The sequence below is a fragment of the Dyadobacter sp. SRI_021 genome, assembly GCF_057586235.1.
In genome coordinates, this window is the sequence record NZ_JBYCZM010000004.1 from 309135 (window position 1) to 335317 (window position 26183).

Consider the following 26183-nt stretch of genomic DNA (forward strand, 5'->3'; position numbering starts at 1 on the left):
CATGTGGATATGCGTATTCACCTGCTTCATCTCCCATATTTGCGATGCGCAAATAGTATCGTTATCTTATCCGGTCAATAACAGTGTAATCCAACGTAACACCCTTAACACCGCAACTGTAACTGTCGCAGGTCAACTTATTTACGGCGACCTTACTGTTACAGTCAGTTACAGGTTCCGTCCCGTAAGCGCGACCGGTGTTCCGGGGGTACCCGGCCCGGCAACCAATCTTAGCCTCGCACCCAACGGCATGTTTTATGCGCTGCCAGTATTAAGTAAGGGCTGGTACTTGTGTGAAATCCTCGTGAACGGCGTTGTCTATACCGCTAACAAATTTGGTGTGGGCGACGTATTTATCATCGCCGGACAATCCAACGCCCAAGGTGTTAAAGATGAGCAATATAAGCTACCTGCCGGCTCGGGTATACCTGAATGGGTCGTAGGAGCGTCCGAAGACAAAACTTGTACTAAAAAACTACCCGAATCGTTCACCAACATGTTTCCGCTGAACACTGCTGATGATGCGAAGCGGCATGGCCCTTTGGGGCCGACAGGAAATAGTATATGGGCTTACGGAGTTCTCGGCAAGCTAATTTCCGACGCTAATGGAGGAATGCCGGTGGCATTCTTCAACGCGGCTACGGGAGGATCAAGTGTAACCGAATGGAAGCAGGGCGCCGATGGCGTCGAAGCAAAACATCCCTACACAGGAGCACAAGTTTGTTTGGGTCACAATGGAGGCTCCGTGATTCCAAAAGACTATTACGGCCAGCCATACACGGCGCTGAAAACCGCTTTGAATTACTACGGATCGCTGTATGGTGTCCGCGCTGTACTCTGGCACCAAGGCGAAGCTGATGCAGACGCAAATGTAGACCCGGTTTACAAAGCAAGCAGTGCCGCCGACTATCAGGCAAAACTGCAAGCGGTGATTGCCAAATCCCGATCTGATTTTGCGGCGCCTAACCTCACGTGGTACATTTGCAAAGCAACTATCAGTAAGTTTGGACCCATTAACGCGACGATTAGAACAGGACAAGGCAATACGCCAACTGGCTCCACGGTTCTTCCAGGCGCAGAAACAGACTATGTGAGTGGAAGTGCGGGAGCTACAACTGTAAGCGATGGTGGCGACGAATATCGTAAAGACAGCACCCATTTTTATGAAGGCACGGGACAAATTAAAGGCCTTACTTGGCTCGCTGGCAAATGGGCTGCGACCATTGGTGCTCTCAGCAATCCCGTTGCCGCCAGTTACGTCCCGCTACTTATGTATTCCAAGAATAACGATTGGCGAACGCTTACCGCTCCTTCCGGAGGCGTTCAGTATCATTGGAATTCCACCCACATCAACAACCAGGGTGTCGCTGGCGGAACGTCCAGCGCGTATACCACCGATCAAAGTTGGTTTGGTATGAAATGTTACATGAAAGATGCAATCGGGAACTGGCACGTTTCTGCTTCGATAAATATTGGATAATACTTAAACCAACGAAAAGGAGCGGATCTTACCGAGGCATCAACCGAACAACCCGGCTTCGAATTGAACGCCTACCCCAACCCATTCACGCAAAGCTTCACCGTAGCATTTGATGTGCCGGACGATAATAGTTATGTCAAACTAGAAATAATTAACCACCAGGGAACTGTTGTAAAGACTGTGGCGGATAATCCGCACGCGAAAGGCAGATGGCAGTATGCTGTGAAAGAGCTGCCTGACAACCCGGATGGACTATTGTTTTGCAGGTTGAAGGTGAATGAAAGCTACACCATCAAAAAGTTGGCGCGTGTGCGCAACTAAACAAAGAGGCCCGTCACGATCGCTCGCGACGGGCCTCTATTTGAGAAGCGCCTTCCTCCCTCCTCCCTTTTCCCTCTCCCTCCTAAAATATTACTTATTCCGCTCTTCAATCCACTTCCGTGCATTCACGAATGCTTCCATCCATGGCGAAACTTCATCTTTGCGGCCTTCCGGATAATGTGCCCAGTGCCACTGGAACAGCGAGCGCTCGATATGCGGCATGGTTACCAAATGACGGCCGGTATTGTCGCACAAAATGGCTGTATTGTAATCCGAGCCGTTCGGGTTGGCAGGATAGGTCTCGTATCCATATTTAGAAACGATATTATACTCACTTTCAGCCAAGGGTAACTGGAAGCGGCCTTCCCCGTGCGATACCCACACGCCCAGCGTGCTACCCGCGAGCGACGAAAGCATTACCGAGTTATTGGGCTGAACGGTCATCGAAGTAAAAATACTCTCGTGCTTATGACTCGCATTGTGCAGCATTTTCGGCTTCTCTTGGTGATCCGGATTGATCAGACCAAGTTCAATAAAGAGCTGGCAACCGTTACAGATTCCGACTGAAAGCGTGTCCTCCCGTTTGAAGAAATTTTCAAGCGCGATTTTGGCTTTCTCATTATACAGGAATGCGCCTGCCCAACCTTTTGCCGATCCAAGAACGTCAGAGTTAGAGAAACCGCCCACGGCACCAATAAACTGGATATCTTCCAAAGTCTCACGGCCCGAAATGAGGTCAGTCATGTGAACATCTTTCACGTCGAAACCAGCCAGGTACATGGCATTGGCAAGCTCGCGTTCGGAATTGCTTCCTTTTTCACGTAGTACTGCCGCTTTCGGACGCGGCTTCGAAGGGTCGATTACAGGCTTTTTGCCGTCGAACTGAGCCGGGAATTTGTAGCGCAGCACGTGGTGCTTATAGTTGTCAAAACGCTCTTTCGCCAGGCCGTTACCGGTTTGTTTCTGATCTAACAGATAAGAAGTTTTGAACCAAACATCGCGTAGATGGTCGATATCGAAGTCCCATTTGCCTATGGCGTCTTTCACTGTCAGTGTAGAAGCCAGGTTCACGGTTCCGATTTTGTGAAATGCAATGCCGTTTTCCGCAAGTGCAGCTTCTGCCGATTCGTCAGCCTGGAATACGATACCGATATTTTCCGAGAACAGTTTCTCGATAATATCCTGATCGCCAAGCACCGACAAGTCAATGGAAGCACCCAGATCGCGGTCGGCGAAGCACATTTCGAGCAGAGTGGTGATCAGACCGCCGCTGCCTATATCGTGACCAGCCTGGATTTTACCGGCTTTGATCAACTGCTGGATTGCATTGAATGTCGCTTTGAATTGCGCCGCGTCCTGAATGTCCGGTGTTTCAGAACCGATCTTGTTCAGTATCTGGGCAAACGACGAGCCACCAAGTTTGAATTTGTCGCCCGAGAGGTTGATATAGTAAATAGAACCGCCCGATTTGCGCAGTACCGGCTCTACAACGGCTGTAATGTCGTCGCAATGCCCGCCTGCCGAGATGATGACAGTACCCGGCGCGATTACATCACCGTCTTTGTATTTCTGTTTCATCGACAGAGAGTCTTTTCCTGTCGGGATATTGATACCGAGGCTGATCGCGAAGTCGGAGCAAGCCTGTACTGCTTTGTACAAACGCGCATCCTCGCCTTCGTTTTTACAAGCCCACATCCAGTTGGCCGAGAGAGAAACCGTCGCCAGCCCGTCTTTCAATGGCGCCCAAACGATATTGGACAGCGCTTCCGCTACCGCATTGCGGCTGCCTGCTGCCGGATCGATCAATGCTGAAAGCGGCGCGTGACCGATCGAAGTTGCGATACCATCCTTACCCTGGAAGTCAAGGGCCATTACGCCGACATTGTTCAAAGGCAATTGCAGCGGTCCCGCAGTCTGCTGCTTCGCCACATGGCCGCCTACGCAACGGTCAACCTTGTTGGTCAACCAGTCTTTCGAGGCAACGGCTTCTAGTTGCAGCATTTGTTCAAGGTACTCGTGCAATTTAGCAGTGTCATACTGAACTGCTTCGTAAGTACGCTCCACGGTTTTGTCGCGCATGTAAGTTTTCGGTGAGCTACCGAACATCTCATCCATCGCCAGGTCCATCGGCTTGGCACCGGTGGTTGACGATTCGAATGTGAAACGGTGATCGCCCGTCACCTCTCCTACCGTGTACATCGGCGCGCGTTCGCGGTCAGCGATGCGCTGGAGGAAATCGATATCGTCCTGGCTGATCACGAGCCCCATTCTTTCCTGGGATTCGTTACCAATGATTTCTTTGGCAGAAAGTGTAGGGTCGCCTACCGGCAGCTTGTCGAGGTCGATCTTACCGCCTGTTTCTTCCACCAGCTCGGACAAGCAGTTCAAATGTCCGCCCGCACCGTGGTCGTGGATGGAAACAATGGTATTGTTGCCGCTTTCTACCATTCCGCGCACGGCATTGGCTACGCGTTTCTGCATTTCAGGATTGGAACGCTGGATTGCATTCAATTCAATACCTGAACCAAACGCGCCGGTATCCGCAGACGAGACAGCTGCGCCGCCCATCCCGATCCGGTAGTTTTCACCACCCATTACCACCACCTTGTCGCCGGTGGCAGGCGTATGTTTTTTGGCCTGATCGGCTTTTCCATAACCAATACCACCGGCCTGCATGATTACTTTGTCGTAACCCAGCTTGCGGCCGTCTTCTTCGTGTTCGAATGTCAACACAGAACCGACGATCAGCGGCTGACCGAATTTGTTGCCAAAATCAGTAGCGCCATTGGATGCCTTGATCAAAATATCCATCGGCGTCTGATACAGCCATTGACGCTCTTCAACGCCTTTTTCCCACGGCCTGTTTTCTTCCAATCGTGAAAGCGCGGTCATGTACACAGCCGTACCCGCGAGCGGGATCGCGCCCTGGCCGCCTGCGAGGCGGTCGCGGATTTCGCCACCTGAGCCTGTTGCAGCACCATTGAATGGCTCCACCGTGGTCGGGAAGTTGTGTGTTTCCGCTTTCAATGAGAGTACGGACTCAAAGTCCTTGATTTCGTAGTACTCGGGCACATCCGGACGTTTCGGTGCAAACTGCTGCACCACAGGACCTTTCAGGAACGCTACGTTGTCTTTATAGGCCGAAACGATCGAGTTCGGGTTCGTTTCGGAAGTCTTGCGAATCAGTTTGAAGAGCGATACCGGCTGTTCCTGACCGTCGATCACGAATACGCCATTGAATATCTTGTGGCGGCAGTGCTCGGAGTTCACTTGCGAGAAACCAAACACCTCGGAGTCAGTCAATTTGCGACCCAGCTTCTCGGCGAGACCGTTGAGGTAATCAACCTCCTCATCGCTCAATGCCAACCCCTCTTGTTTGTTATAGGCATCAATATCGTCGATTTCCTGAATGGGCTCAGGTTTGATATTGATCGTGTAAATATCCTGGTTCAATTCGCTGTATTTCTGCGAAAGCATCGGATCGAAATCCGTGAAATCGGCGCTTACTTTCTTGAATTCCTCGATGCGTACAATGCCTTCCAGGCCCATATTCTGGGTGATTTCGACGGCATTGGTACTCCACGGCGTGATCATAGCAGCGCGCGGCCCGACGAAAAAATCTGTGAGAACGGTCTCCTTGCGGAGTTCTGCGCCGCCGAACAGCCAGCTTAATTTAGAGGAATCGGAGGCAGTGAGCGTTCGCTCGGTTTGTAGTGCAAAGACGGTTTCGTCCCCGCCAGTGAAGAAGTAAATCATGATGTCCAATTAAGGCGCAAAGGTACGATAAAAATCGCCGAAGGCCATAGGAAGAATGAAAATTGGTGTTGCATTATGGTAACAGCAGCGGCAAGGTGTGTCGTTCCCGGTGAGACACAATTTTCAGTCACCAAATGATAGACACGAAGTCACGGTAGCTTTTGAATTTGGGGTCTTTGCTGATTAGCTCGGCACCTTCACTAATGCTGGTGGCAAGGATTAAACGGTCGAAGGGGTCGCGATGATCCGGAAGGTCCGGAAGTAATTGATATGCGGCCAAATGAGAATTTAAAATAGGGACAATTTCAATCTGGGCGTTTTCGACATCTTCCAGAAAGCCTGACAAGGATTTTCGCAACGCGAGTTTGCCAATTTTTAGTTTAATAGCAATCTCAAATAAACTCGCGGAGCTCACCACAACTTTGTTTCTGGGGTTTTCAATGATTTCCCTGGCCTTGAACGACATCTGGGTATGCCCCTCAATGAACCAGAGTAAAGTGTGTGTGTCCAGCAAAAATTTCATCTACATATATTCTTTCAAATCATCTAACGGTTCGTCAAAATCCGGCGCCAGTTCAATTGTTCCTTTTCCTATACCGAATGGACGCTTAACCGGCGCCGCCACAGCAGCGTCAGCTTCTTCGAAAATAACCTTCACTTTCGGTTTTACGGCTACGTCCGGTTTGTGATCTAAAGTCACTTTTCCGTTTTCGTAAATACCTTCGATTATCGTATGCATAACTGGGTCAATTTGCCTAACCAAATATATAAAATTGAACGGATTTACTCAATATGCCAGCAACCTCCCGCAAGCCACCACCGCCACCCATACGATAATCGAAACACCTCCGCAAACCCGTGCCGCATACGGAAGCTCTCCATGTGCACCATGGCGCTTGAACGGCTTGTAGATAACCCGGTGAAATACAAACACATTCAGCGCGGCAACTGCGATCAAACCGACTTTTGTCCAGAAAACCGGATCGACTCCCAGCGCTTGTGCATTGGTCAGGAACAACAAAATTCCCGAGGGAATAATTAAAACCAATCCGCGCTGCGACCAGGGAAGCAAGTGCTTTGAAAGTGCAGTAACAGGCATATTACGCGAAAAACCCAGCAGGCGCAGATCAAAAAGGAACGCTGCGCCTACCAGGAGTACAATACCCAAAATATGAACTATTTCAAGGGCCGGATACAGCCATAGCGATTGGCGAATGCCTACGGCCCACGCCGATTTTTCCAGCCATTCGAGCCATTGATGATACGACGGCACGCCTAACGAAGCTCGTACTTGTCCTTACCCACAAAAATGCGTTCAGCGCGCATTTCGTTTTTTTCGGTTTTATGCGGATAGGCCACAAACCGAATTGTCGTACCCTTTTTAATCATATCCGCATTCAACCCGCGCGACTCCATTCGGGTCACCGGCGCGAGATACACGGTGGTAAGCTCTTTATTATACATGACTTTGGCGAGCACGTGCGGGTTTTCGTAGGTAAGGTCCTCGATTTTGGCTTTAAAATCTGTCGGCTTGGTCTGGTCATAATCGGCCCAACCGTGGTGCAACACAGTGAACGAAGCGCAAATAAGCAGCGCAATTGCAAACGAAACGTTTTTAAAACTAGCCATAACCTATTGAGTTTAGTGTAGTTAAAAGTAACCAAATCATTGCATTTTAAAAAACCGGTCCAAATAGGAAGTCGCTGAACGGACCGCGAAAATGTTTTCCGTTATATTTGCCCATTCACCAATCCAACATTTTGTCTTGAAACACCTGCTTCTTTTCGCGATGCTCCTTGCAGCCACCCACACTTTCGCACAGGACGGCCGGTTGCCGCTCGATTCCAAAAACAACATCAGCTACACCGATTCGGGACTGCCTCAATACAGCAAGGCCCAACTTCATCAAAAAATCAGGGACTGGGTGGAAAGGCGATTCGGCAATGCGGAGAATGCCATTACCAGCGACGACACTCAGGCAGGCATCATACTCATTACCAGCTACATACCAGTAATCCACTCCGATTATCAGTACATACGGTTTGACCTCGGCGTTCAATACAAAGACAGCCAGTACGACGCACGCATTACTACGCTGGATGGAGTATCTGCCGAACACAGCCCGGTCAGATTGACCGCCAAAGAGAACGACAATATCATCGCCAAAGAGCAGATCGTCAAAACGGAAAGCAACCGCAAAAAACGTAAAGAGGCCGAAACAGCGCTTCAAATAGCAAAAGCGGATAATGACGGCATCAACACCTCGCTGTATAACTTATTGGCTGACCTCAAATCCCATATTACCCAGCCAAAATCAGAATAACCCAAGGGCATTATTTCAACCCTTTCCACTTCTTGATCAGCATTTCAGCAATCACCTCATACCCTTTATCGGACGGGTGCAGGCCGTCGTAGGTCATATCGATGGATTGCTCAGGATAGGGATACTCGTCCGTTTCCGGATTGAATGGCACATCGATATAATCAGGGTACTTGAAATCTTTATAGGCGCCGCTTTGCGGGTCTTTCAGGCGCTTGAAACGGACCATGTTGTCCAGATTGATGCCGCTGTTATGATACAGATCCACAACGGGTACCTTTTCCTTCTTCCCTATTTCCACAACCGCATTCGCAAACTGCTCCAAAGTCTGACCATTCTTAGGTTTGTACGATCCGAACGCATTGTTTTTATAGCTGTTAATATACACGAAATCTCCCCGTTGCATGGGCGTGATCAGGATAATCTTTGCCTTCTTATTAAGGTGCTTCAATTTATCGGTAATGACCCTGAACGCACCATAAACCGTTCCGCTCCCCTTCCCCTGCTCGTAATCTGCGATCGTGCCGAGCGGCTTCCCCTGCCACCAATCGTTCGTTCCCAGAAAAACCGTGTAAACGTCTGCCTCGACAAGTCCCAGTGACTCGATTTTGTCCGCAATGTTCACAGATGTCCACCCGTTGTGACCCTGGTTGACATAAGTAACCTGTGGAAATTTCTCTGAAATCAACGTCAAGTAGCCCTTTGTGACGCGATTCCCGGTTTCGTTCTGGTGGTCATTCAGATAAGTAATCGAATCGCCAATAGCCACCCAGGTGATTTTGCGCGGTTTGGAAGCCGCAAAGATGATTGTAAGCGCAAGCAGAAGCAGAAATCTTTTCATCAGTTTCAAGCGATTGGAATTTTCCTGAAAGTTAAGTCAAGCATTCAGACGTTGCAAATTTGCCGACCATCCCTCAAAAAAGCCCTGCTCTATTTCTCAGTCATTGTGGCATAATTCCCGAAAGGCGGTCAAATTTAATTCAGGATAACTAAATTTATTCTACACAAATGCGACACCAATTTCGAATCAGGTTATTTCCAATAAAAAGTATCCGTCAAAGTTCATTTAATTTAATTAGCTATAAATCACTCAATTAAAAAATACTATTCTTGTAGAACTCTATTTATAATTGCGTCACCAACCGACACATGCAAATCACAAGATTCAAATCTGGCCCTAGTAAAACATCGAGTTATCGAATTTGCTTTTAATAATGTGTAGCATTAATATTACAACATCTTGCAAGGTGTGGGACAGCCGAAAACCACTAGAAACGAGTAGGCAACAAAAACACTAACCTCATCAATATCATGGTAGGAATTGGACTTTCTCTTACTCAGCTTCTTTTGTGGCTTGATTCTATTCTTCCTAATGTTTCTGTTATCCTTACCTGGTAATAGACTACGACATTAAAAAGCAACTAGGCCGTACTCCTCAGGAGACGGCCTAGTTGCTTTTGATACGATAACAAAAATACTTCCGCGCTCAGGCAAAAAAGCTTGGACGCTGCAGATATTCCGGATGCCAGCTCGCGTCACGGCGGCGCAATGCACGCGCAATGGTCAGGATAGCCTCTTCGCGTTCACGTTGATGCTTATCTGAACCCCGGGCTGCGAGGTACTCCCCTACGATCTCCCATTCAAACGAATCGGTGCGTGAGTCGTAAATCCCCACAGGAACACGGTTTTCATCCGTCAGCATCAGGCTTTGCACCAACTGTGCTTCTTCTTGTGTCGGGCAGCCAATGTGCTGGTACTGCTCATTTAAAGTATATATGACCGAGTACCGGTTTTCCGAATAACCTTCTTCTTTTAGTGGTGCGCGGTCTGTGAAAAACTGACCCAGGAATGCCCGGAAACCTACCGGCGCATTTTTGCTTTTACTCTTTTTTGCTTGTTTCATGGTATTGAATTTTACTGGATGCCTTCAAGGCAATATTTCAGGAGGCTCTTAGTCATTTATTAATACGACCCTAAATAATGGTAAAGTACTAAACAATATCAATCAGTCACATTACATCATCAGAATAATATTTTATATTACCGATACTAACTATTATTGTCTATCAATAGTTTACAAATTTAAAAATTCCCTCTCTATTTGCGCAAAATTCTTCATATTGGCATTTTAACTTATTGAAATAATCCTATTAAATACCCTTCCCAATTGATCTGTCGCTGCGATTGGCGCAAAAAAAATCGCCGACGGGCTATGCTTTCCCGCCAGCGATCGATCACTGTTTGGTACAGGTTGATGCTGCATACAGTGACGCAGCTTTCCGGCTTATGCCTCCTGCATATATGCTTCTTCGATGAGCCTTTTAATATCCTCTTCGCATTCCTTCACACGAAGGGAAATACTGGTAGCCAGCCAGATCGTGGATCCATGGCTATATCCCATATAGTACAGGATCTTCTCCACACTTACGTTCAGGCTTTCGTCGAATTCGCCGGTAACTTTAATGAATGGCATCATGGTCTGAGGATTTTTGATTTACTTAAATATAATCAATTTACTTTGATTATACCTATTTTTTACCAAATAATTCCTATAAAATTTTCATCTGAACGCAGCGTGGTATAGGGTAATATCGGGACGTTGAGTTGAATGAATCAGGCTTTTTCCAACAGTTCTTTCAAGACCAGCGCCTGATTGCGGTCTTCTGTTTTCGCGGCAAAAAGCAGGGTAACTACTTTATGATCTGCAACGGTCTCGCGCAATGCAGTTAGCGCATCGGAATCTTTCAGTTCTGCCCTGTAACGGGCACTGAACTCGTCCCATTCGTCCATATGCGCGTGAAACCACGTTCGCAGCTCGTTGGACGGCGCTACTTCCTTCATCCAGCGGTCAATACCGGCCGCTTCCTTTGTGAGGCCGCGCGGCCACAGGCGATCTACCAGTATACGGTAGCCATCGGTGTCCGCAGCGGGTTCGTGAATGCGTTTTGTTTTGATTGTCATCGGCTTTCGATTAAAGGTATCACAACCCTCTAAAGTTAGCCATGTCTGCCGGTTCCCGGCCATTGTCGAAGCTCTATTTTTTATCCGGACTTCATTTTCCGCCGGATTTGCAGCATTTCAAGCCATTGGTCAGTTCAGGTTCCTGAATGCGCTGGGCGATTTGCCCGTTTTGGTTTTAAAGATTTTGGTAAAATGGGAAGGATGCTCAAAACCGAGGTCATAGGCTATTTCGCTGATCGACTGTTCGGTCCCCCACAAAAGCGATTTTGCTTTGTCGATCATCCGCAAATGAATATGCTCCTGGGTAGTTTTGCCCGTAAAGCGGTTGAGCAGATCGGACAGATAGTTGGGCGAAAGGTTCAATTCGGAGGCAAAGTACTTAACACTGGGCAGGCCCGTCTCGATCAAGGTGTCCCTGGCAAAATAGTCGTTCAACAGTCGTTCAAAATGCTGCACGAGGTCGTTGCTCACCTTTGCACGGGTGTAAAACTGGCGGTCGTAGAACCGGTCGCAGTAATTGAGAAGCAGCTCAATATTGCCGGTAATGAGCCGCAGCGTGTGCTTGTCGATATTCTGGGAATATTCCCGCTCGATCTTGTCCACGCAGTCGCGGATCAGCTGCTTTTCGTCCTCGGAAATGTGCAATGCTTCATTAACATCGTAGTTAAAAAACGAGTATTGGTGTATCTTTTTTCCAAGTTCGGTGGCATTGAGCAAATCGGGGTGGATAAAAAGCGCCCAACCCTCCTCGACGCCCGTTTCCTCAATGCTGCCCGTTATGACCTGCCAGGGCGCGGTGAACATCAGAGAGCCCTCGCTGAAATCGTAATGCCCTTTCCCATACTTCAGAACACCATGGATGCGCTTGCAGGAGATGGTATAGAATCCAAACCGGAAGGCCGTCAGCGCGCGCGGGCATTGCGCGTAAAACCGGGTGTTATCGATCAGGCTGATCAACGGGTGCCTGGGCCTGGGAGCGCCAACGTAATCGTGCAAGCCGCTGATGGTTTCGATATCAAGATACGGGGTGGTCATAACTGAAAACAGCTGAGTATTTAATGCTAAATATGGCTGGCAATCAGGTTTTTGATCGCAAGGTCGTCCATTTCTTTCCGGGCCTGGAGCAGCTGCACCGCGTCGGCGCCAACCGGGTAACGCAACTGCTGCGAACCGTCGCTGGCCGCTTCGAAAATAGCCTCGGCCACTTCCCATACGCGTTCGGACATCGGCCAGTTATCCACCTGTCCGGCAAAAGCGTCGTAGGCAGGCATATAGTCCAACAAATCGCCCGCACCAAAAGTTGCCAGCGACCGACCTGCAAAATCGGTTTTATAACCGCCCGGCTCCACGATTTTCACCTGAATGCCCAGCGGTTCGAGTTCGTATTGCAGCGACTCAGACAGTCCCTCCACCGCATATTTGGTAGCATGATATAATGTAGAGAACGGAAAAGCGATGCGGCCGCCCATCGAGGCCACATTGATGATCACCCCGCTCCTGTTGCTACGCATATACGGCAACACCGCTTTGATCACCTCGATCACACCAAACACATTCACATCGAATTGCTGCCGTACCACCTCCGCCGGAGCCGCTTCCAGCACGCCCAGCGAGCCAAATCCTGCATTATTCACCAGGGCATCGATGCTGCCGAAGCGCGAAATACCTTCTTCGACTGCCTTTTGTATACTTTCGACGTCTGTCACGTCGAGGCGCACCAGCGCCACACGGTCAAGCGCGCGCAGTTCCGTTTCTTTTTCCGGCGAACGCATCGAAGCGATTACATTCCATCCGTTTTTATGAAATAACCGTACGGCATCCTTTCCAAATCCCGAAGAAGCGCCTGTAATCAAAACTGTCTTTGTCATCATTTTGGTTTGTTTAATTGATGGATGCAAAGTTGGCAGGTACAGGGCCGGCCGGCTTATAGATTTCTATGCAAGTCTTATACTTTTCAGCGGATTTCCCATTTAACTTTCCCTTCGAACGGATCGCTGTTGATCATATACTTGCTACCCTTTTTGGTGAGAACAAGCTCCTTTACCCGCTCCTGCCCGGGCAAAAAAAGCTGCACTCTGGCCGTAGTGCCTCCCCCGTAAGGCACCAACGTAATGCGAGACCAGTCAATATCCCCCGTCGACTGTGCCACCCCGACATGCGGAAGCACAGCTCCCTCTCGCACCATAATCACCACATCCAAATCCCCGGCTACGATTTCGTGCCAGCCGCTTGCGTAAGTCTTACCGGTCTGGTAGTCGGTCCAATTCCCTTGCGGCAGATATACGCTGCGCGTTTTGCCGTTTTCAAAAAGCGGTGCAACGAGTAGGTCCGAGCCCAGCATGTACGCATTATCCACCAGCCACGCTCCGGCGTCATCCGGGAACTCGACGAGCAATGCCCGCACCATCGGCAAGCCTTTCTCCGACGCGAGTTTCGATTGGGTATAAATGTAGGGCATGAGCTTGTACTTCATCTCTACGGCTTTTCTGAAATAGTTTTGAAAATCCTCGCCATATTCCCACGGCTCCTTGGGCGCTTGCCCGTGCGTACGGCTGTGCGATGCGAGCAGTCCCATCGGCAACCAGCGACGATAAAGATCTTCCGGCGTTTTCATGGTAAATCCGCCGATATCGTGGCTCCAGAACGTAAAACCGGAGAGTCCGAGTGACAAACCACCGCGCAGTTGCGCTTCCATGCCTTTGTTGGTCGTTTCAGCGTCGCCTCCCCAATGGATCGGGTAGCGCTGGCTACCTGCCCACGTGCTGCGTGCCCATATGATATTGTCACCGGTCATTTTACGGGTCAATTCGGAAACGATCTTGTTATATCTCAGCGGATAGAGATTATGCTCATAAAAACCGGTTCGTCCCGATGCGTAAATGCCTGATAGCGGCGCTGCCTCTCCAAAATCGACCTTAATGGCCGAAACACCGAGTTTGAGTAACCCGGCTATTTTACCCTCATACCATTGAACTGTATTCGGGTTCGAAAAATCAAGTACTGCGTCCTCATAAGGCAACGTTCCGTTGGCATTTTTTACGGCTAAACCGTTCGCTACGATCTCGGGGTAAAGGTCGTTCTTAGGCACAAAATAAGGTAGCTGCCATAGCGAGGTACGAAACCCCTGTTTTTTCAGGTCAGCGATCATCCCTTCCGGATCCTTGAATCGGCTCGGTGCGAACCGGTAATCGCAACGCCAGTCGATTTCAAACCAGCCGGTATCGAAATGGATCACGTCGGATGGAATGCGGTTTTGGCGAAGTTTGGCGGCTACATTCCGGCCATCCTGCTCGGAGAAATACGTAATGCGGCTCATCCACAGCCCGAACGACCACAAAGGCGGCATCGAAGCTTTGCCGGTAAGGTCGGTGTAGGCATCCAGAATGTCTTTGGGCTGCCCAAGGAATACAAACAAATCGAGGTTTTCGTCCCCGATCTGCATCGCATTCGACTCCCCGTAAGTAGCCCCGAAATCGCAGGTGATGGGCGATGTGGTGTGCATGAACATACCGTAACCGCGTGAGCTCATATAAAATGGGATGGGTTTGTACATGGTCTGTGTTTCGACGCCGTTCGGATCGTGCGTCCAGAGCACCAGTTTCTGCCCGTTTTTGTCCAGACGGGTGAATGACTCACCGCAGCCGAATATCTTCTCGTCAGGCGAAATGGAAAACACCGCTGCCACACTGCGCGAATAGTCGGACGCCCTGCGGACAAACGAAAAAGGCAACGTAGGTGTGTAGGAAGCCTTGCCATCGGCCTGGCTGCGGGTTTGGGTCAAAATCTTGCCATGGGTATCGCGGATAAGGATCTTCCAGGGGTTTTCATAAATCGTCACCGACCCATAGGCACCCGTGTACTGATGCCCGCCGCTAACCTTACTGTACTTCCATGAAGCGTCCTTCGCGGGCTCGCCTGTGAGCATGAGCGATGGGCCCGACGCAGGCCCCTGCGCGCCCGTGTTGGCACGTATCCGTACTGTACGCGGGGAGGTGAATTCGATAAAAAATGGCAGAACAGGATCCTGGGCGTATTCAATAGACGGGAACTCGTTGCTGAATGAGCGCTTGTAGCTCAGCATCGAGTTATTGAAGTTGTGGGCCGAAAACGGTTCATTCCTTTTCCATTTGATCTTCCCCGCACCCGTGGTAGGGTCAAATGCCGCGAGGCTGTCAGCGAAGAAAATGGTATTGGAAAAATCCCGGAAATCGCCGCTGATATCGACCGGCTCGTTGACCAGTTTGCTATGCTGGGCATTGGTATAGAAACTGGTGAGCAGCGATAGCAGAAGGCTGTAAGCTATAAGCTGTAAGCCGTAGGCTATGTGCTTTAAGCTATAAGCCTGAGGCGTTGAGCTGTTAGCAATGTATTGTAAGCGGTAAGGGGACCTGCGAACTGGATTCTTTAAGTGGTACATGGAGTGCTTTTCAAAGATGATACCCGGCATCAGCGGGTGATAAATTTCCTGGCAGCCGACTGCCCGGCAGGGCCGCCAGGAGCCTGATCAGGGAAAAAGTGGCGGCATTGGAAAGATTTGTCCGGCCACCGGCGGGCAACCCGGCAATAGCATTGCGAGCACCCAACCGATGGCGGATAATGCGTTTTTCAGCGCAGTACCTATTTTTTCACGATCCTGAAATTGTCTACGCTGCCGTTAAAGGAGGCAATAGCCACGTCAGGCGTGTTGAACAGCACTTTCAGGTCAGTGATTTTGGAGACGTCGGCAATCGTAGAACCCGAAGCATTCTTGAATTCGGAAAGTTCGATGACCGCCGTTTTCCATCCGTTGGTCTGGTAACCTGCCGAAGCATATTCAGTAGAGTTCCAGGGCTGGAATGCGTACACATACTCGCTGCCGCCGGCGGTAATGGTAATGTCGTATTTACCTGCCTTCCAGGGCTCCGCAATATTATGTTCAAACTTGAATTGTCTGCTTGCAGCGTCACCCGCCGCTAGCTTGAAATCGAAAGTACAAGTCGAAAATACCCAGCCGTCGTTGTAGCCGGCAGCGGGCAATTTGGTTTGCTTGATCCTGGAAAACTTGCCCGAAATGGCCTGCGCATCAGTTGCGGCAATGATCGGCGCACCGCCCCAGCATACTTCCGCATTCCAGGTAGTAGCAGGCACATCAAAATTCACCATATTTCCGGTAACGGCGTCGTTCATTTTGAAACTCGTTTTAGCAGTACCAAACTCCCCTTCGACAGTAATGATGTCCACTGCCGCCGTAGCGGGCATTTTGGCCGTGATCTGCTTCACAGTCGAGCTCACCACCTGCAAGCTGGTACTGCCCAGTTTCACCGATTTGATATTATAGAAGTAATCCCCGTTGATCACCACCGTCCCATTGGCCTTCACAAACTCGGAATACAAGCCCGAAATGACCGGTACCGGCGCGGTCAGCACAAAATCGTAGGTAGCTTCGCCCCCTTTGGTCACGACTTTAATTTTGTTGGGCACCCCGGCGTCCACGGCTTTGGTAGGCGCATTAGCAGGAATGGTAATAATGATATTTGAGTTGCTGCCCAGTGCCGAGTTGAAGCTCGCTTCAAAATCATTGAAATATACTTTCAGCACGCTGCCCAGGTTCTGCCCCTGGATCACGATCAGGCTACCCGGCTCAGCGGCGGTCAGCGAGCTGTCGGCTTTCGTAGGGTCAAGCAGCCGCACATTGCTGATAGCCGGCGCGCCGTCGATATCATCGTCATTACAGCTCTGGAACGATAGCAGCATTCCTACCGACAGCAGCAGTCCCAGCCCTGTTTTGCATATATTTTTGAAATTCATTGTGATCACGGATTTGGATTAGTCAACTAATTTGCTGAAATCAAAAGCAACCGGCTCGTTCTTCAGCGAAGGCGCATTCACGATCTCGCTTTCAGGGAATGGCAGGTACAGCGTGGCGTCGGTCAGCGGATAATACTCGGCCGGCGAGTAAGTCACATTGTATTTTTTGGGATTGATAGAGCCCGCTATGTAGGTCATCGTGTAGCTTTCCTTATGCTGTGCGGCCGTATAGGCTATGGCTTTGGCAGGATTGAAATAGTACCAGCGTACAATCTCGTTCCACGAATTCCCCTCGAACACCGTTTCGATCCTTCTTTCCCGGAAAATATCCTCGAAAGTCACCGAGGTTTTAGCGGGCATACCGGCACGTTTACGCACGGCATTGAAGTATTCCAATGCTTTCGGATCGGAAGTGGTGGCGCTGTTGCCGAGTACGGCGTCGGCGTAGATCAGGTATACTTCCGCAAGGCGCAGCATGTAGGAATTGATATTTGCAGCCATGAAGCCCCCAAGTCCGCCATTGTCCGCCGGCGAACCGATAATGTACTTTTTAATAGCCGACAATGCGCCGGGACGGTTGTATTTCAGCCCGCCGGTCGCCTTTTTAATATTAGGATAAACATCGGTATCGAACATCGCGATCGCCTTTCTGCGCAACGAATCCGCCGGGTTTTCAGTAAAATACTTCACCAGGTCGGCCGATAGCCCCTGTGCTGCTCCCCAGCCGTCGCCTTGGTCGGTAATGCTTGCGTCATAGGCAAAATACGCCTGGAATGAGTTGTTCACACCCCAAGGGCTGCTCACAGGCATCCATTGCAGGGAGAAAAGGCTCTCGGGATTGTTCTTCGACGCATTGTGGTTGGCGCTCTCGAACAGCTCCGCATACGTAGGTGCGAGCGCGAGACCGCTTTTCGTGATCACGCTTTCGGCATAGTATTTGGCGCTATCCAGGTCCGACTGTTTGCGGGTACCGTTCTGGTTCAGGCCAGAGCGCATGAGGTACATGCGTGCGAGCATTCCCTCAGCCGAATATTTGGTGAGCCGGCCCTGCACGGTCGTTACCGGCAGGTTTTCGGCAGCAAAGCGGTAATCATTGATAATAAGTTTCCACACATCCTCGATCCGGTTGCGAACGGGCGGCGTGTTGAGCTGCGCCACATTGTCGTACACAATGGGAACCGCTCCCCAAGAGCTCACCAGGTAATAATAGGCCGTAGCGCGCATGAAACGGCATTCGCCCAGGCCTTGCGCTTTCACGGCCGCTGATGCGGTGCTGCCCTGGGCTTCTTTGATCGCCTTATAGGCGTTGTTGGCCTGCGCGATGATTTTGTAAAACGACTTGTAGCCCGGCAAAAGCGTATTCAAGTCAGTCGACGGAATGGCGTGCTTGATATAAGCCGTGCGGTCGTTGGAATTCAGGTTACCGGCGCGGGCTTCCTGGAATGCCATACTGGCCTTGTCGTTGAAATCGAACCAGACGATATTGTAGAGCGGCCCTGTTCCTGCCAGGATCTCATCATCGGTTTTGTAAAAGTTACCCGAGGTCATCGCGTCCAGCGGCGGATGGTTGAGGAATTCCTCGCCGCATCCCTGCAAGAGCATCATCGCTCCGATTGCCGCTATGAATCTGTATTTGAATTGCATATGAATATCTTTTTTAAATAAATGTTGGAGCTGACGGCTTAGAAATCAGCCAGCAAACCGAATGAATACATGCGTACCGACGGGTAACGGCCCGTATCGATGCCGGCCATCACAGTACCGCCGTAGTTCACCATCCCGATTTCCGGGTCATAACCCTTGTACTTGGTGATCGTGAAAAGGTTCTGCGCCCCTACCGATGCCCGCAAGCCTCGGATGAAGAAGTCTTTCAGCATTGATTTCGGGAAGTTGTAGCTGATCGTAATGTTTTTCAGGCGTACATAGGTGCCGTCTTCGATGAAGTTGGTATTCATGCGGTTGTTGGCGTTGGGGTCACCTGGCGCGATGCGCGGGATCGTATAGCCCGGGTTGGTGAGTGTCACCGTTTCTGCATCGGCTGCATTGTAGCTGCTTGGTTTGGCGTAGTTAGCCACCGATTTCCACTGGTTGCCGAACACGCCGCCGTTGCCGGGTATTTCGGCCCGGTAGCGCGGGTAGTTGAGAATGTCGTTTTTGAAGCTTCCGGTCAAAAATGCATTCAGCTCGAAATTCTTATAGGTCACATTGTTGTTGAAACCGAGGGTAAATTTCGGCCACGGGTTACCAATCACCGTGCGGTCTTCGGCATCGATCACACCATCGCCGTTCAGGTCGCGGAACTTGGTGTCCCCTGCCCAGCTGCCCGTCGCCGGGTTGATCGTCAACTGGCCGTTCGAAGTCTGGATCGCGTGATTTTTAATATCGTTGGCGTCCTGGAAAAGGCCGTCGGCGATGTAGCCGGTGATCATGCTGGCAGGCTGTCCTACCTCCGTTTTGAAACCTACTGAAGTGGCATTCCAGCTTGGTGTGATCGGGTTCAGCAGTGAAGTCACCTTGTTACGGTCGAACGAAAGGTTAACCCCCATTTTCCAGTAAAAACCACCTTTATCGATATTGACAGTATTCAGCGTAAAGCCGATACCGCGGTTTTTCATCGAACCTGCATTCACCGCAGGCCAGCTCAGGTAACCCGGCGAGTAAGCGATGTCACCGCCGTAGGTGAAAGGATAAGAGTTAACCGTAATAAGGCTGGTAATGTTCTTGATGTACGCATCCACGATCAGCTCCACGCGGTTGCCGAACATGTGCAAATCGAGCCCGCCGTTGATCACGTCGTCCTTTTCCCAGGTCAGGAACTGGTTGGCGAAATTGGAGGCCAGGAAGCCGGTTCCCCATCCGGTAGGCACAGTTTGCAAGGTCGAATAGATCGCATTGCCTCCGCTGCCCTGGTTACCCGAGCGTCCTACCTCGAAACGCAGTTTCAAATCGTTGATTTCCTTCACATTTTTCAGAAAAGGCTCCTCCGACACACGCCATGCCACCGATACGGCCGGGAAATTTCCCCAGCGGCGGCCTTCGCGGAAGGAAGAAGAACCGTCCCTCCGGTAAGTTCCCTGCAAGAAATAGCGTTCGTTGAAGCTGCAATTCACCCGGGCAAAATACGACTCACGCGAGCCGCCGCCCTTGCCGCTGCCATTGCTCACGTTGGAGATCACGGATGCGTCACCGCCCGAAAGCTCTTCAATGGTATTGGAAATAAACTTCTTACGCGTACCGGTAAGCGACTCGTACGCGTTCTCCTGCGCCTCGTGACCTGCCATCAGATTAATGCCGTGGCGGCCGAGTTTTAAATCATAGGTTAATCGGCTATGCAAACTCCACCAGGTATTGGTATTCACCGAGCGGGTCGATGTGGCTGCATCCTGCGAGACCACATAACCACCGATGGTATACGACGGGTGGAATGAATAGTATTTCAAAAATTCGGCGCTGCCGTTCGCTTCGGTGTGCCAGGTAAGGTTTTTGGCCAGTTTCACATCCGCAAAAAGGCTTCCCAAAATCGACGTCCGGCGGTTGTAATCGTTGTAGATCTTCGAGATCATGACCGGGTTGGTAAACTGGAACTGCGTGGAAGTTGGCCCGCCCCAGCTGCCATCGGGATTGGTAACCGGCACGCTCGGGTTCTGGTCCAGGGCCAGCTGGATAATGCCCCCGTTGTTGGTGTTCACTTTCTCTTCGGTGATACCCACACTCATATTCGCACCGATTTTCAGCCAGCTGCGCGTCTGGTTTTCAAGGTTCAAACGGCTATTGTAGCGTTTGAAACCCGAACCTTCTACAATCCCTTTCTGGTTGAAATATTCTCCGGACAAATAGTAGGTCGATTTTTCGGTACCACCGCTAAGGCCCAGCGAGTATTTTTGAAGGGTTGTCGGGCGGAAAAGCGCGCTTTGCCAGTCGGTACCATTGCCCAGCACCGACGGATCGGCAAACTGCGGCTCGCTCGCCGTGCTGCCTACCGCCGCAGCTTCGTTTCTGAACTGCGCATATTCCCGCAGATTCATCACATCGATATGCTTAGGTTCCGCCTGAACGGTCACCAGTGAATTGAACGTGATCTTCGCCTCTCCCGCCTTGCCGCGCTTGGTGGTGATCATGACCACCCCGTTGGCACCTACAGCACCGTAAATTGCGGTAGCCGAAGGACCCTGCAACACGTTGATCGTCTCGATATCGTCGGGGTTAATGCTCGAAAGGATGTTCGAAAATCCGGTAGGACGATTGTTGGGGTCGTCCTTCATGTTATCAGGCTTGATCTGCACACCATCAATCACATATAGTGGCTGCGTGGTACCTGTGAGCGAGCTCAGACCGCGGATCAATACCGACGGCGCCGCACCCGGCTGGCCGGAGTTTTGCTGCACCAGTACGTTCGCCGCACGGCCCTGCAAGCCCTGTTCGAGCGAAGTATTGATCGTTTTGCTCAAATCCTTACCCGAAACGGTCACCTGTGAGCTGGAAACGTCTGTCTTTTTCATTTCCCCATATCCTACTACCACGACTTCGTCCAGGGCGGAAATGCTTTCTTTCAGTTTAACGTCGATTTTGGTTTTGTTTCCGATGGCCACCTCCTGCGTCTCATACCCGATGAAGGAGAATACGAGCGTGCCGCCCGATGCCGCTTCAATCGAAAACACCCCATTGGTATTCGTGGTCGTACCGTTGGACGTGCCCTTCACCACGACGCTCACGCCGGGGATCGCATCACCTTGTTCCAGGGCAACGACTGTCCCGGTAATGACTCTTTTAGCCTCCGACTGCGCCAATGCGCCGACGGCCGTACCCATGATCCCGAGTGATAGAAGGAGAGGTCGCAGCAACCCGGCCAGAAAGCGCAAACGCCGCTTTGCCAGCCTTGTTTCGTACAAATTTTGTTGCATGTTGTTTTGTTTTAAAAGTGACTATTGCTTCATCCGATTTAGACATTTCCGATATCCCGGGGTTGCGCACCGGACAATGGGACAAATCGAATGAATAGTTGGACAAATGTGTCTCTTAAAACCATGCAGCAAGGGATCCAAATGTTTACAAATAGGGCATCATTTGTAAACCAGCGCGAAAAATCGGGCTATTTTTTCGCCTTTTATTCCAGTTTGATAATGTGCAAGTGGTATAAACGGATGAGCAGGTAATGAGCAAGCGTTAGCAAACGGATATAAGAGTATCGGAGTGACGCATTGTACTATTCCAGTATTAACAACCCGGAAGATCGCAACAAACGCTACCCCTGAATTGGATTTTCCGACCGTTCCCGAGCCGCCCTACGCCTCCGCGGCTTGCTTTTTACGGTACTCGGTAGGCAGCATCTGATACTCCTCTTTGAAGAGCTTGGTAAAGTATTTTGGATTGTTGAAGCCTACCTGATAGGCGATCTCGGCGACGGTCAGCTGGCTCTTTTCGAGCAAGCCTGCTGCCCTGCGAATACGGATAATGCGGATGAATTCGACCGGTGTTTTACCCGTTAGTGAAAGTATTTTTTTATACAAATAAACCCGGCTCATCGACATTGCCTCGCTGAGCTGCTCGACGGTGTATTCGGCGTTGGCCAGGTTCTGCTCGACTACTTTTACGGCGCTGTTCACAAACTGCTCGTCCATCGACCGCACCGCCACCTCGCTCGGGCGGATCTCGATGTGCTGCTGGAACTGCTTCTGCAACTGCTCCCGCTGCAAGATCAAGTTAGAAATCCTGACCTGCAAAATATCCAGCCTGAACGGCTTGGTCACATACGCGTCGGCACCGGTCTGGTACCCTTGCAGTTGCTGCTCGTCCTCAGCCCGCGCAGTGAGCAATACCACCGGAATGTGTGACACGCGCCGGTCGGTCTTGACGCGGCGGCAAAGCTCGATCCCGTCCATTTCCGGCATCATCACATCGCTCACGATCAGGTCCGGGATATGGTCGAGGGTCATATCCAGGCCGGTCCGGCCATTTGCGGCTTCGAGTATCCGGTATTTTTTCTGAAATACTTCTTTGAGATACTCCCTGAACTCGTCGTTATCCTCCACAAGCAGGATCAGAGGCTTTTCCTTGCCCTCTTTTTCCTCGGCAAGGTCAATATCGATGGTCGCCAAGTCCGCGGAGGCCGGCTCTGCTACGTACGTGGGTACCTCACGCGTAGCGCTCTCGCGCAAGGGCAAAGTGACAGCGAATGTACTGCCCTTGCCCACTTCGCTTTCCAGGTCGATCCTGCCACCGTGCATTTTGACAAACTCGCTGGCAATAGAAAGCCCGATGCCGCTGCCCTGGTTCATGATGTGGCCGGGCATAGGATGCTGGTAAAAACGGTCGAATACCTTCTGCTGCGCTTCCGGCGGAATGCCGATGCCGGAGTCTTCGACGCTTATTTCCAAAGCCTCCCCGCCTTCGTGCTCCACCGTCCGCAGCCGCACGGTCACCTGCCCGTTTTCGGGTGTGAATTTGAATGCATTCGATAGCAGGTTATACATCACTTTGGACAATTTATCCTGGTCAAAATCGGCATAGCGCGATTCTACCGAACTTTCAAACCGGTAGCGGATGTGCTTGTGCTCGGAAAGATCGGAGAACGTCTGGGTGATTTGCCTTACAAACTGCACAATATCGCCGCGCTCGGGCATGAAACGGGTTTCCTCAACTTCCAGCTTCTTAAAATCCAGCATCTGCGTTACCAGGTTGAGCAGCCGCTGAGCATTGCGGTACACGAGCGAGAGCTGCCGGTGTACGGTGTGATCGGAGCGGATGCCGCGCAGCAGGCTTTCGAGCGGCGTGAGCATGAGCGTAAGCGGCGTGCGGAACTCGTGGCTCACATTGGTAAAAAACTTGATCTTCATCAAATCGAGCTCGTGCATTTGCTGGGCATACCGTCGCTCCTGTTCCAGCTTGAAATTCATCCGCTCCCGTTCGATCAAAATCCAGCGGGCAATCATCAATGCACATGCTATCAATAAAAAATACAGCAGGTAAGCCCAGGGGGTCTGCCAGAAAGGCGGCAGAACCCTGATTTCCAATCGCCGTTCGGTCACAGCACCACCTTCTTTTGTTTTAACCTTAAACACGTAACTGCCCGGGTCAAGGTTGGTGTAAGTAACGCGGCGGGTGTTATCGGCCTCAAACCACTGGTCGTTAAACCCCTGTAAAGTGTACAGGTAATGGTTTTTCTCAGAATGCAGGAAGTTCAGGGCTGCGAATTCAATGGTGAATACATTCTGGCTGTGTTCCAGCACAATGCGATCGGTGGTTGAAATGGATTTTTCCAGAATCTGGCTGCCATCCGCGAGCGTTCCGGGACGAATGCTTTTATTAAATATTTGAAAATCCGTAAGCACTACCTTCGCAGCCGTACGCTCGTCCGTCACCTGCGCGGGATCGAAAATCGAGAAACCGTTGGCCCCACCGAAAACCAGGTCTCCTGAATGCAACCGCAGCGCCGCGTTCTCGTTGAAGCCGCGGCCTTGCAAACCATCGACCTCATTGAAGGTATGTACCTGAAAGCCCGTAGGAACACCGCCGGCGCCCCGTTTGGTAACCTGCAGATTGACGACTCCTTTCGGGGTACCGAGCCATATTTGCTGGCGGGCGTCGACTACTACGGTCAATATCGAATTGTCAGGCAACCCGTGACGTGTATCGTAAGTTTCAAATGCATTTCGCCCGGCATCGTAGCGGTTAAGGCCTTCGGAAGTCCCGATCCAGATGGCGCCGGTACTGTCCAGCGCGAGCGACATGACTGCGTCGCTGCTAAGGCCGGCAGTGTCACCCTTGGTATGCTTATAATGCACAAAACGACCGGTTTGGCGCATCAGTACATCGATTCCGTTCGCGGTCCCTATCCACAGATTGCCCTGCTTGTCTTCCAGCATGGCCGAAATGTAATCGGAACGGACCGAATTGGGCGCAAGGTTGCGGTAGTGCCGGAATGTCTTCGATGACCTGTCGAACAAATCCAGGCCATCGGCCATGGTACCGACCCACAACCGCCGGCGCGAATCTTCGAATATCTCCCATACACGGTCGTCTACCAGACTCGTCGAGTCGGCCGGATCGTGCAAATAGCGGGTAAATCGCTGACCATCAAAGCTATTAAGCCCCCCGAAATAGGTCCCAATCCACAATACATCCTGCCGGTCGAGAAAGAGACTGACAATCACATCGTTACTCAAACTATTAGGATCACCCGGCTTGTTCCGGTACTGCCGGAAGCTATTGTTCCTTCGGTCATAGTAAATCAGGCCTCCGCCATTGGTACCAACCCAAAGATTGCCCTTGCGGTCTTCGGCAAACACGTTCACATCGTCAAACGGCAGGCTACCTGCATCACCAGGCAAATGCCGGACAAGCGAAAACCGGAAAATATGCTCGTGGTAATTACAAAAACCCTGCTTGTAGGTACCTGCCCAAATCATGCCCGTGGCATCTTTATACAATGCCTGGATACTATTCTGGCTGATCGTTCGCGGGTCGCCCGGGTTAGAATGCAGCGTGGATACCCTGCCTGTGGCTTTGTCGAGAATGTTGATGCCGCCATGGTCTGTGCCGATCCAGATGCGTCCGTCGGGCCCGGAGATCATTGCGCTCACCGCATTATTGCTGAGCCTGAAATCGGGCCCGGCCGTGCCTGCCATACGGAGGATATTCTTCTTAAAATCGAAATTGAATGCGCCGACAGCCGCCTTGACAATGTATACCCAGGGCTCGCCTTGCCCGTCTACAAATACCTTGTGGTTGGAGAGCTTGCCCAGGTTACGGCGCTGCAACAATGTGCTTTGAATATCGATCGCGTGCGTGGCCGCATTCACGCGTGCAAGAAAGCCGTCGTCGCATACGACCCACAGGTTTCCCTGCGCATCTTCGTCGAAATCTGATATCGCCCGTGTGCCCGGCACATTCTGCGTAGGCCCAAATTTGACTTTAACAAGCTGTTTGGAAGCCGTACGGTATTTCAGCAACCCAAGCTTGTTATGACTGATCCAATAGTCGCCCGAGCGGGTTTTGATAATGCGGTTGAAATCTGCGTCTTTCAATCCGAAATGCTTTGCAGCGCGGTTCGCATTGCGATCGATCGCTTCGGTAACCGGGTCGTAAATATCGAAGCCGAGCAGGGTACGAATCCAGATGTAGCCTTGGGGGTCTTCAAACAACGCAGTCACCTGATGGTCGGAAATGCTGGCCGAATCGGCCGGATCGTGTTTGAACACACGGAATGAATAGCCGTCGAAACGGTTTAGCCCATTGGCCGTGCCGATCCACACGAATCCGCGGCTGTCTTTTAAAAAACAGTTAACCTGATTATGGGACAGCCCCTTTTCGGTGTTATAGCGAACAAATTGGTAATCTGCTGGCCGTGCCGCGTCAGGCTGAGCAATACTACCTCTCACCCAACCGATAATCCCTGCCAGGATCAGCCACCAATTGATTGTCCACCGATTCATCCCCGTGAAGGTAGCATCGTTTTTCTTCAAATGGAACTCAAAATTGTTATCTCAAACCGGCAGAACGGGTAGAGTGACGGCTGTGGATAGACTAGGCCATCCTGCCGGTTCAGGTACGATCCGGCAG

At 50.9% G+C, this 26183-nt stretch carries 19 protein-coding genes; 3 read left to right on the forward strand and 16 right to left on the reverse strand.

Going from position 1 to position 26183, the window contains the following annotated elements:
* The first annotated feature begins 1 nt into the window (after position 1).
* Together AC2YIT_RS14315 and AC2YIT_RS14320 are read left to right on the forward strand one after the other, a co-directional pair.
* Positions 2–1480, forward strand: coding sequence for a sialate O-acetylesterase (locus AC2YIT_RS14315; RefSeq protein ID WP_487279608.1), 1479 nt, complete (start codon positions 2–4; stop codon positions 1478–1480).
* 63 nt (positions 1481–1543) lie between these two features.
* Complete coding sequence (locus tag AC2YIT_RS14320; protein ID WP_487279609.1) at positions 1544–1801, forward strand: T9SS type A sorting domain-containing protein; 258 nt, start codon at positions 1544–1546, stop codon at positions 1799–1801.
* Positions 1802–1891: 90 nt separating this feature from the next.
* Here AC2YIT_RS14320 and purL read toward each other — a convergent pair whose 3' ends face one another.
* The 5 genes from purL to AC2YIT_RS14345 all read right to left on the reverse strand — a co-directional run bounded on the left by purL (position 1892) and on the right by AC2YIT_RS14345 (position 7186).
* Positions 1892–5557 carry a phosphoribosylformylglycinamidine synthase gene (gene purL, locus AC2YIT_RS14325; protein ID WP_487279610.1) on the reverse strand — a complete coding sequence of 1222 codons (3666 nt, stop codon included), beginning with the start codon at positions 5555–5557 and terminating at the stop codon, positions 1892–1894.
* A 127-nt stretch (positions 5558–5684) separates the two neighbouring features.
* The gene (locus AC2YIT_RS14330; protein WP_487279611.1) at positions 5685–6080 is read right to left on the reverse strand and encodes a type II toxin-antitoxin system VapC family toxin; all 396 of its coding nucleotides are present in this window, start codon (positions 6078–6080) and stop codon (positions 5685–5687) included.
* Entirely contained in the window at positions 6081–6296 is a 216-nt protein-coding gene (locus AC2YIT_RS14335; RefSeq protein WP_430845709.1) for a hypothetical protein, read from the reverse strand.
* Between the two features lie 48 nt (positions 6297–6344).
* On the reverse strand, positions 6345–6830 hold the full coding sequence (locus tag AC2YIT_RS14340; RefSeq protein ID WP_430845708.1) for a DUF6644 family protein: 486 nt from the start codon (positions 6828–6830) through the stop codon (positions 6345–6347).
* A gap of 2 nt (positions 6831–6832) precedes the next feature.
* A complete protein-coding gene (locus AC2YIT_RS14345) occupies positions 6833–7186 on the reverse strand; it encodes a DUF6152 family protein (RefSeq protein WP_430845707.1) in 354 nt (117 codons plus the stop codon).
* A 136-nt stretch (positions 7187–7322) separates the two neighbouring features.
* Between AC2YIT_RS14345 and AC2YIT_RS14350 the strand changes: the two genes are divergently transcribed.
* Complete coding sequence (locus AC2YIT_RS14350; RefSeq protein WP_430845706.1) at positions 7323–7880, forward strand: DUF4468 domain-containing protein; 558 nt, start codon at positions 7323–7325, stop codon at positions 7878–7880.
* 10 nt (positions 7881–7890) lie between these two features.
* Here AC2YIT_RS14350 and AC2YIT_RS14355 read toward each other — a convergent pair whose 3' ends face one another.
* The 11 genes from AC2YIT_RS14355 to AC2YIT_RS14405 all read right to left on the reverse strand — a co-directional run bounded on the left by AC2YIT_RS14355 (position 7891) and on the right by AC2YIT_RS14405 (position 26086).
* Positions 7891–8718 carry an SGNH/GDSL hydrolase family protein gene (locus tag AC2YIT_RS14355; RefSeq protein ID WP_430845705.1) on the reverse strand — a complete coding sequence of 276 codons (828 nt, stop codon included), beginning with the start codon at positions 8716–8718 and terminating at the stop codon, positions 7891–7893.
* A gap of 645 nt (positions 8719–9363) precedes the next feature.
* Positions 9364–9780: a hypothetical protein gene (locus AC2YIT_RS14360; protein WP_487279612.1), complete on the reverse strand. Its 417-nt coding sequence runs from the start codon at positions 9778–9780 to the stop codon at positions 9364–9366.
* 381 nt (positions 9781–10161) lie between these two features.
* Positions 10162–10353: a hypothetical protein gene (locus AC2YIT_RS14365; RefSeq protein ID WP_106595025.1), complete on the reverse strand. Its 192-nt coding sequence runs from the start codon at positions 10351–10353 to the stop codon at positions 10162–10164.
* Between the two features lie 137 nt (positions 10354–10490).
* Positions 10491–10838 carry a DUF488 domain-containing protein gene (locus AC2YIT_RS14370; RefSeq protein WP_487279613.1) on the reverse strand — a complete coding sequence of 116 codons (348 nt, stop codon included), beginning with the start codon at positions 10836–10838 and terminating at the stop codon, positions 10491–10493.
* Positions 10839–10967: 129 nt separating this feature from the next.
* Positions 10968–11873 carry a helix-turn-helix domain-containing protein gene (locus AC2YIT_RS14375; RefSeq protein ID WP_487279614.1) on the reverse strand — a complete coding sequence of 302 codons (906 nt, stop codon included), beginning with the start codon at positions 11871–11873 and terminating at the stop codon, positions 10968–10970.
* 26 nt (positions 11874–11899) lie between these two features.
* The gene (locus tag AC2YIT_RS14380; protein ID WP_430845701.1) at positions 11900–12709 is read right to left on the reverse strand and encodes an SDR family oxidoreductase; all 810 of its coding nucleotides are present in this window, start codon (positions 12707–12709) and stop codon (positions 11900–11902) included.
* A gap of 83 nt (positions 12710–12792) precedes the next feature.
* Positions 12793–15255, reverse strand: a complete 2463-nt coding sequence (locus tag AC2YIT_RS14385) for a glycoside hydrolase family 31 protein (RefSeq protein WP_487279615.1) — start codon at positions 15253–15255, stop codon at positions 12793–12795.
* A gap of 200 nt (positions 15256–15455) precedes the next feature.
* Positions 15456–16625 (reverse strand): glycan-binding surface protein, encoded by a 1170-nt coding sequence (locus tag AC2YIT_RS14390; RefSeq protein ID WP_430845699.1) that lies wholly within the window; start codon positions 16623–16625, stop codon positions 15456–15458.
* Positions 16626–16643: 18 nt separating this feature from the next.
* Positions 16644–18269, reverse strand: coding sequence for a RagB/SusD family nutrient uptake outer membrane protein (locus tag AC2YIT_RS14395; RefSeq protein WP_487279616.1), 1626 nt, complete (start codon positions 18267–18269; stop codon positions 16644–16646).
* Positions 18270–18307: 38 nt separating this feature from the next.
* On the reverse strand, positions 18308–21526 hold the full coding sequence (locus tag AC2YIT_RS14400) for a SusC/RagA family TonB-linked outer membrane protein (protein ID WP_487279617.1): 3219 nt from the start codon (positions 21524–21526) through the stop codon (positions 18308–18310).
* Between the two features lie 381 nt (positions 21527–21907).
* On the reverse strand, positions 21908–26086 hold the full coding sequence (locus AC2YIT_RS14405; RefSeq protein WP_487279618.1) for a hybrid sensor histidine kinase/response regulator transcription factor: 4179 nt from the start codon (positions 26084–26086) through the stop codon (positions 21908–21910).
* Between the last annotated feature and the right edge of the window lie 97 nt (positions 26087–26183).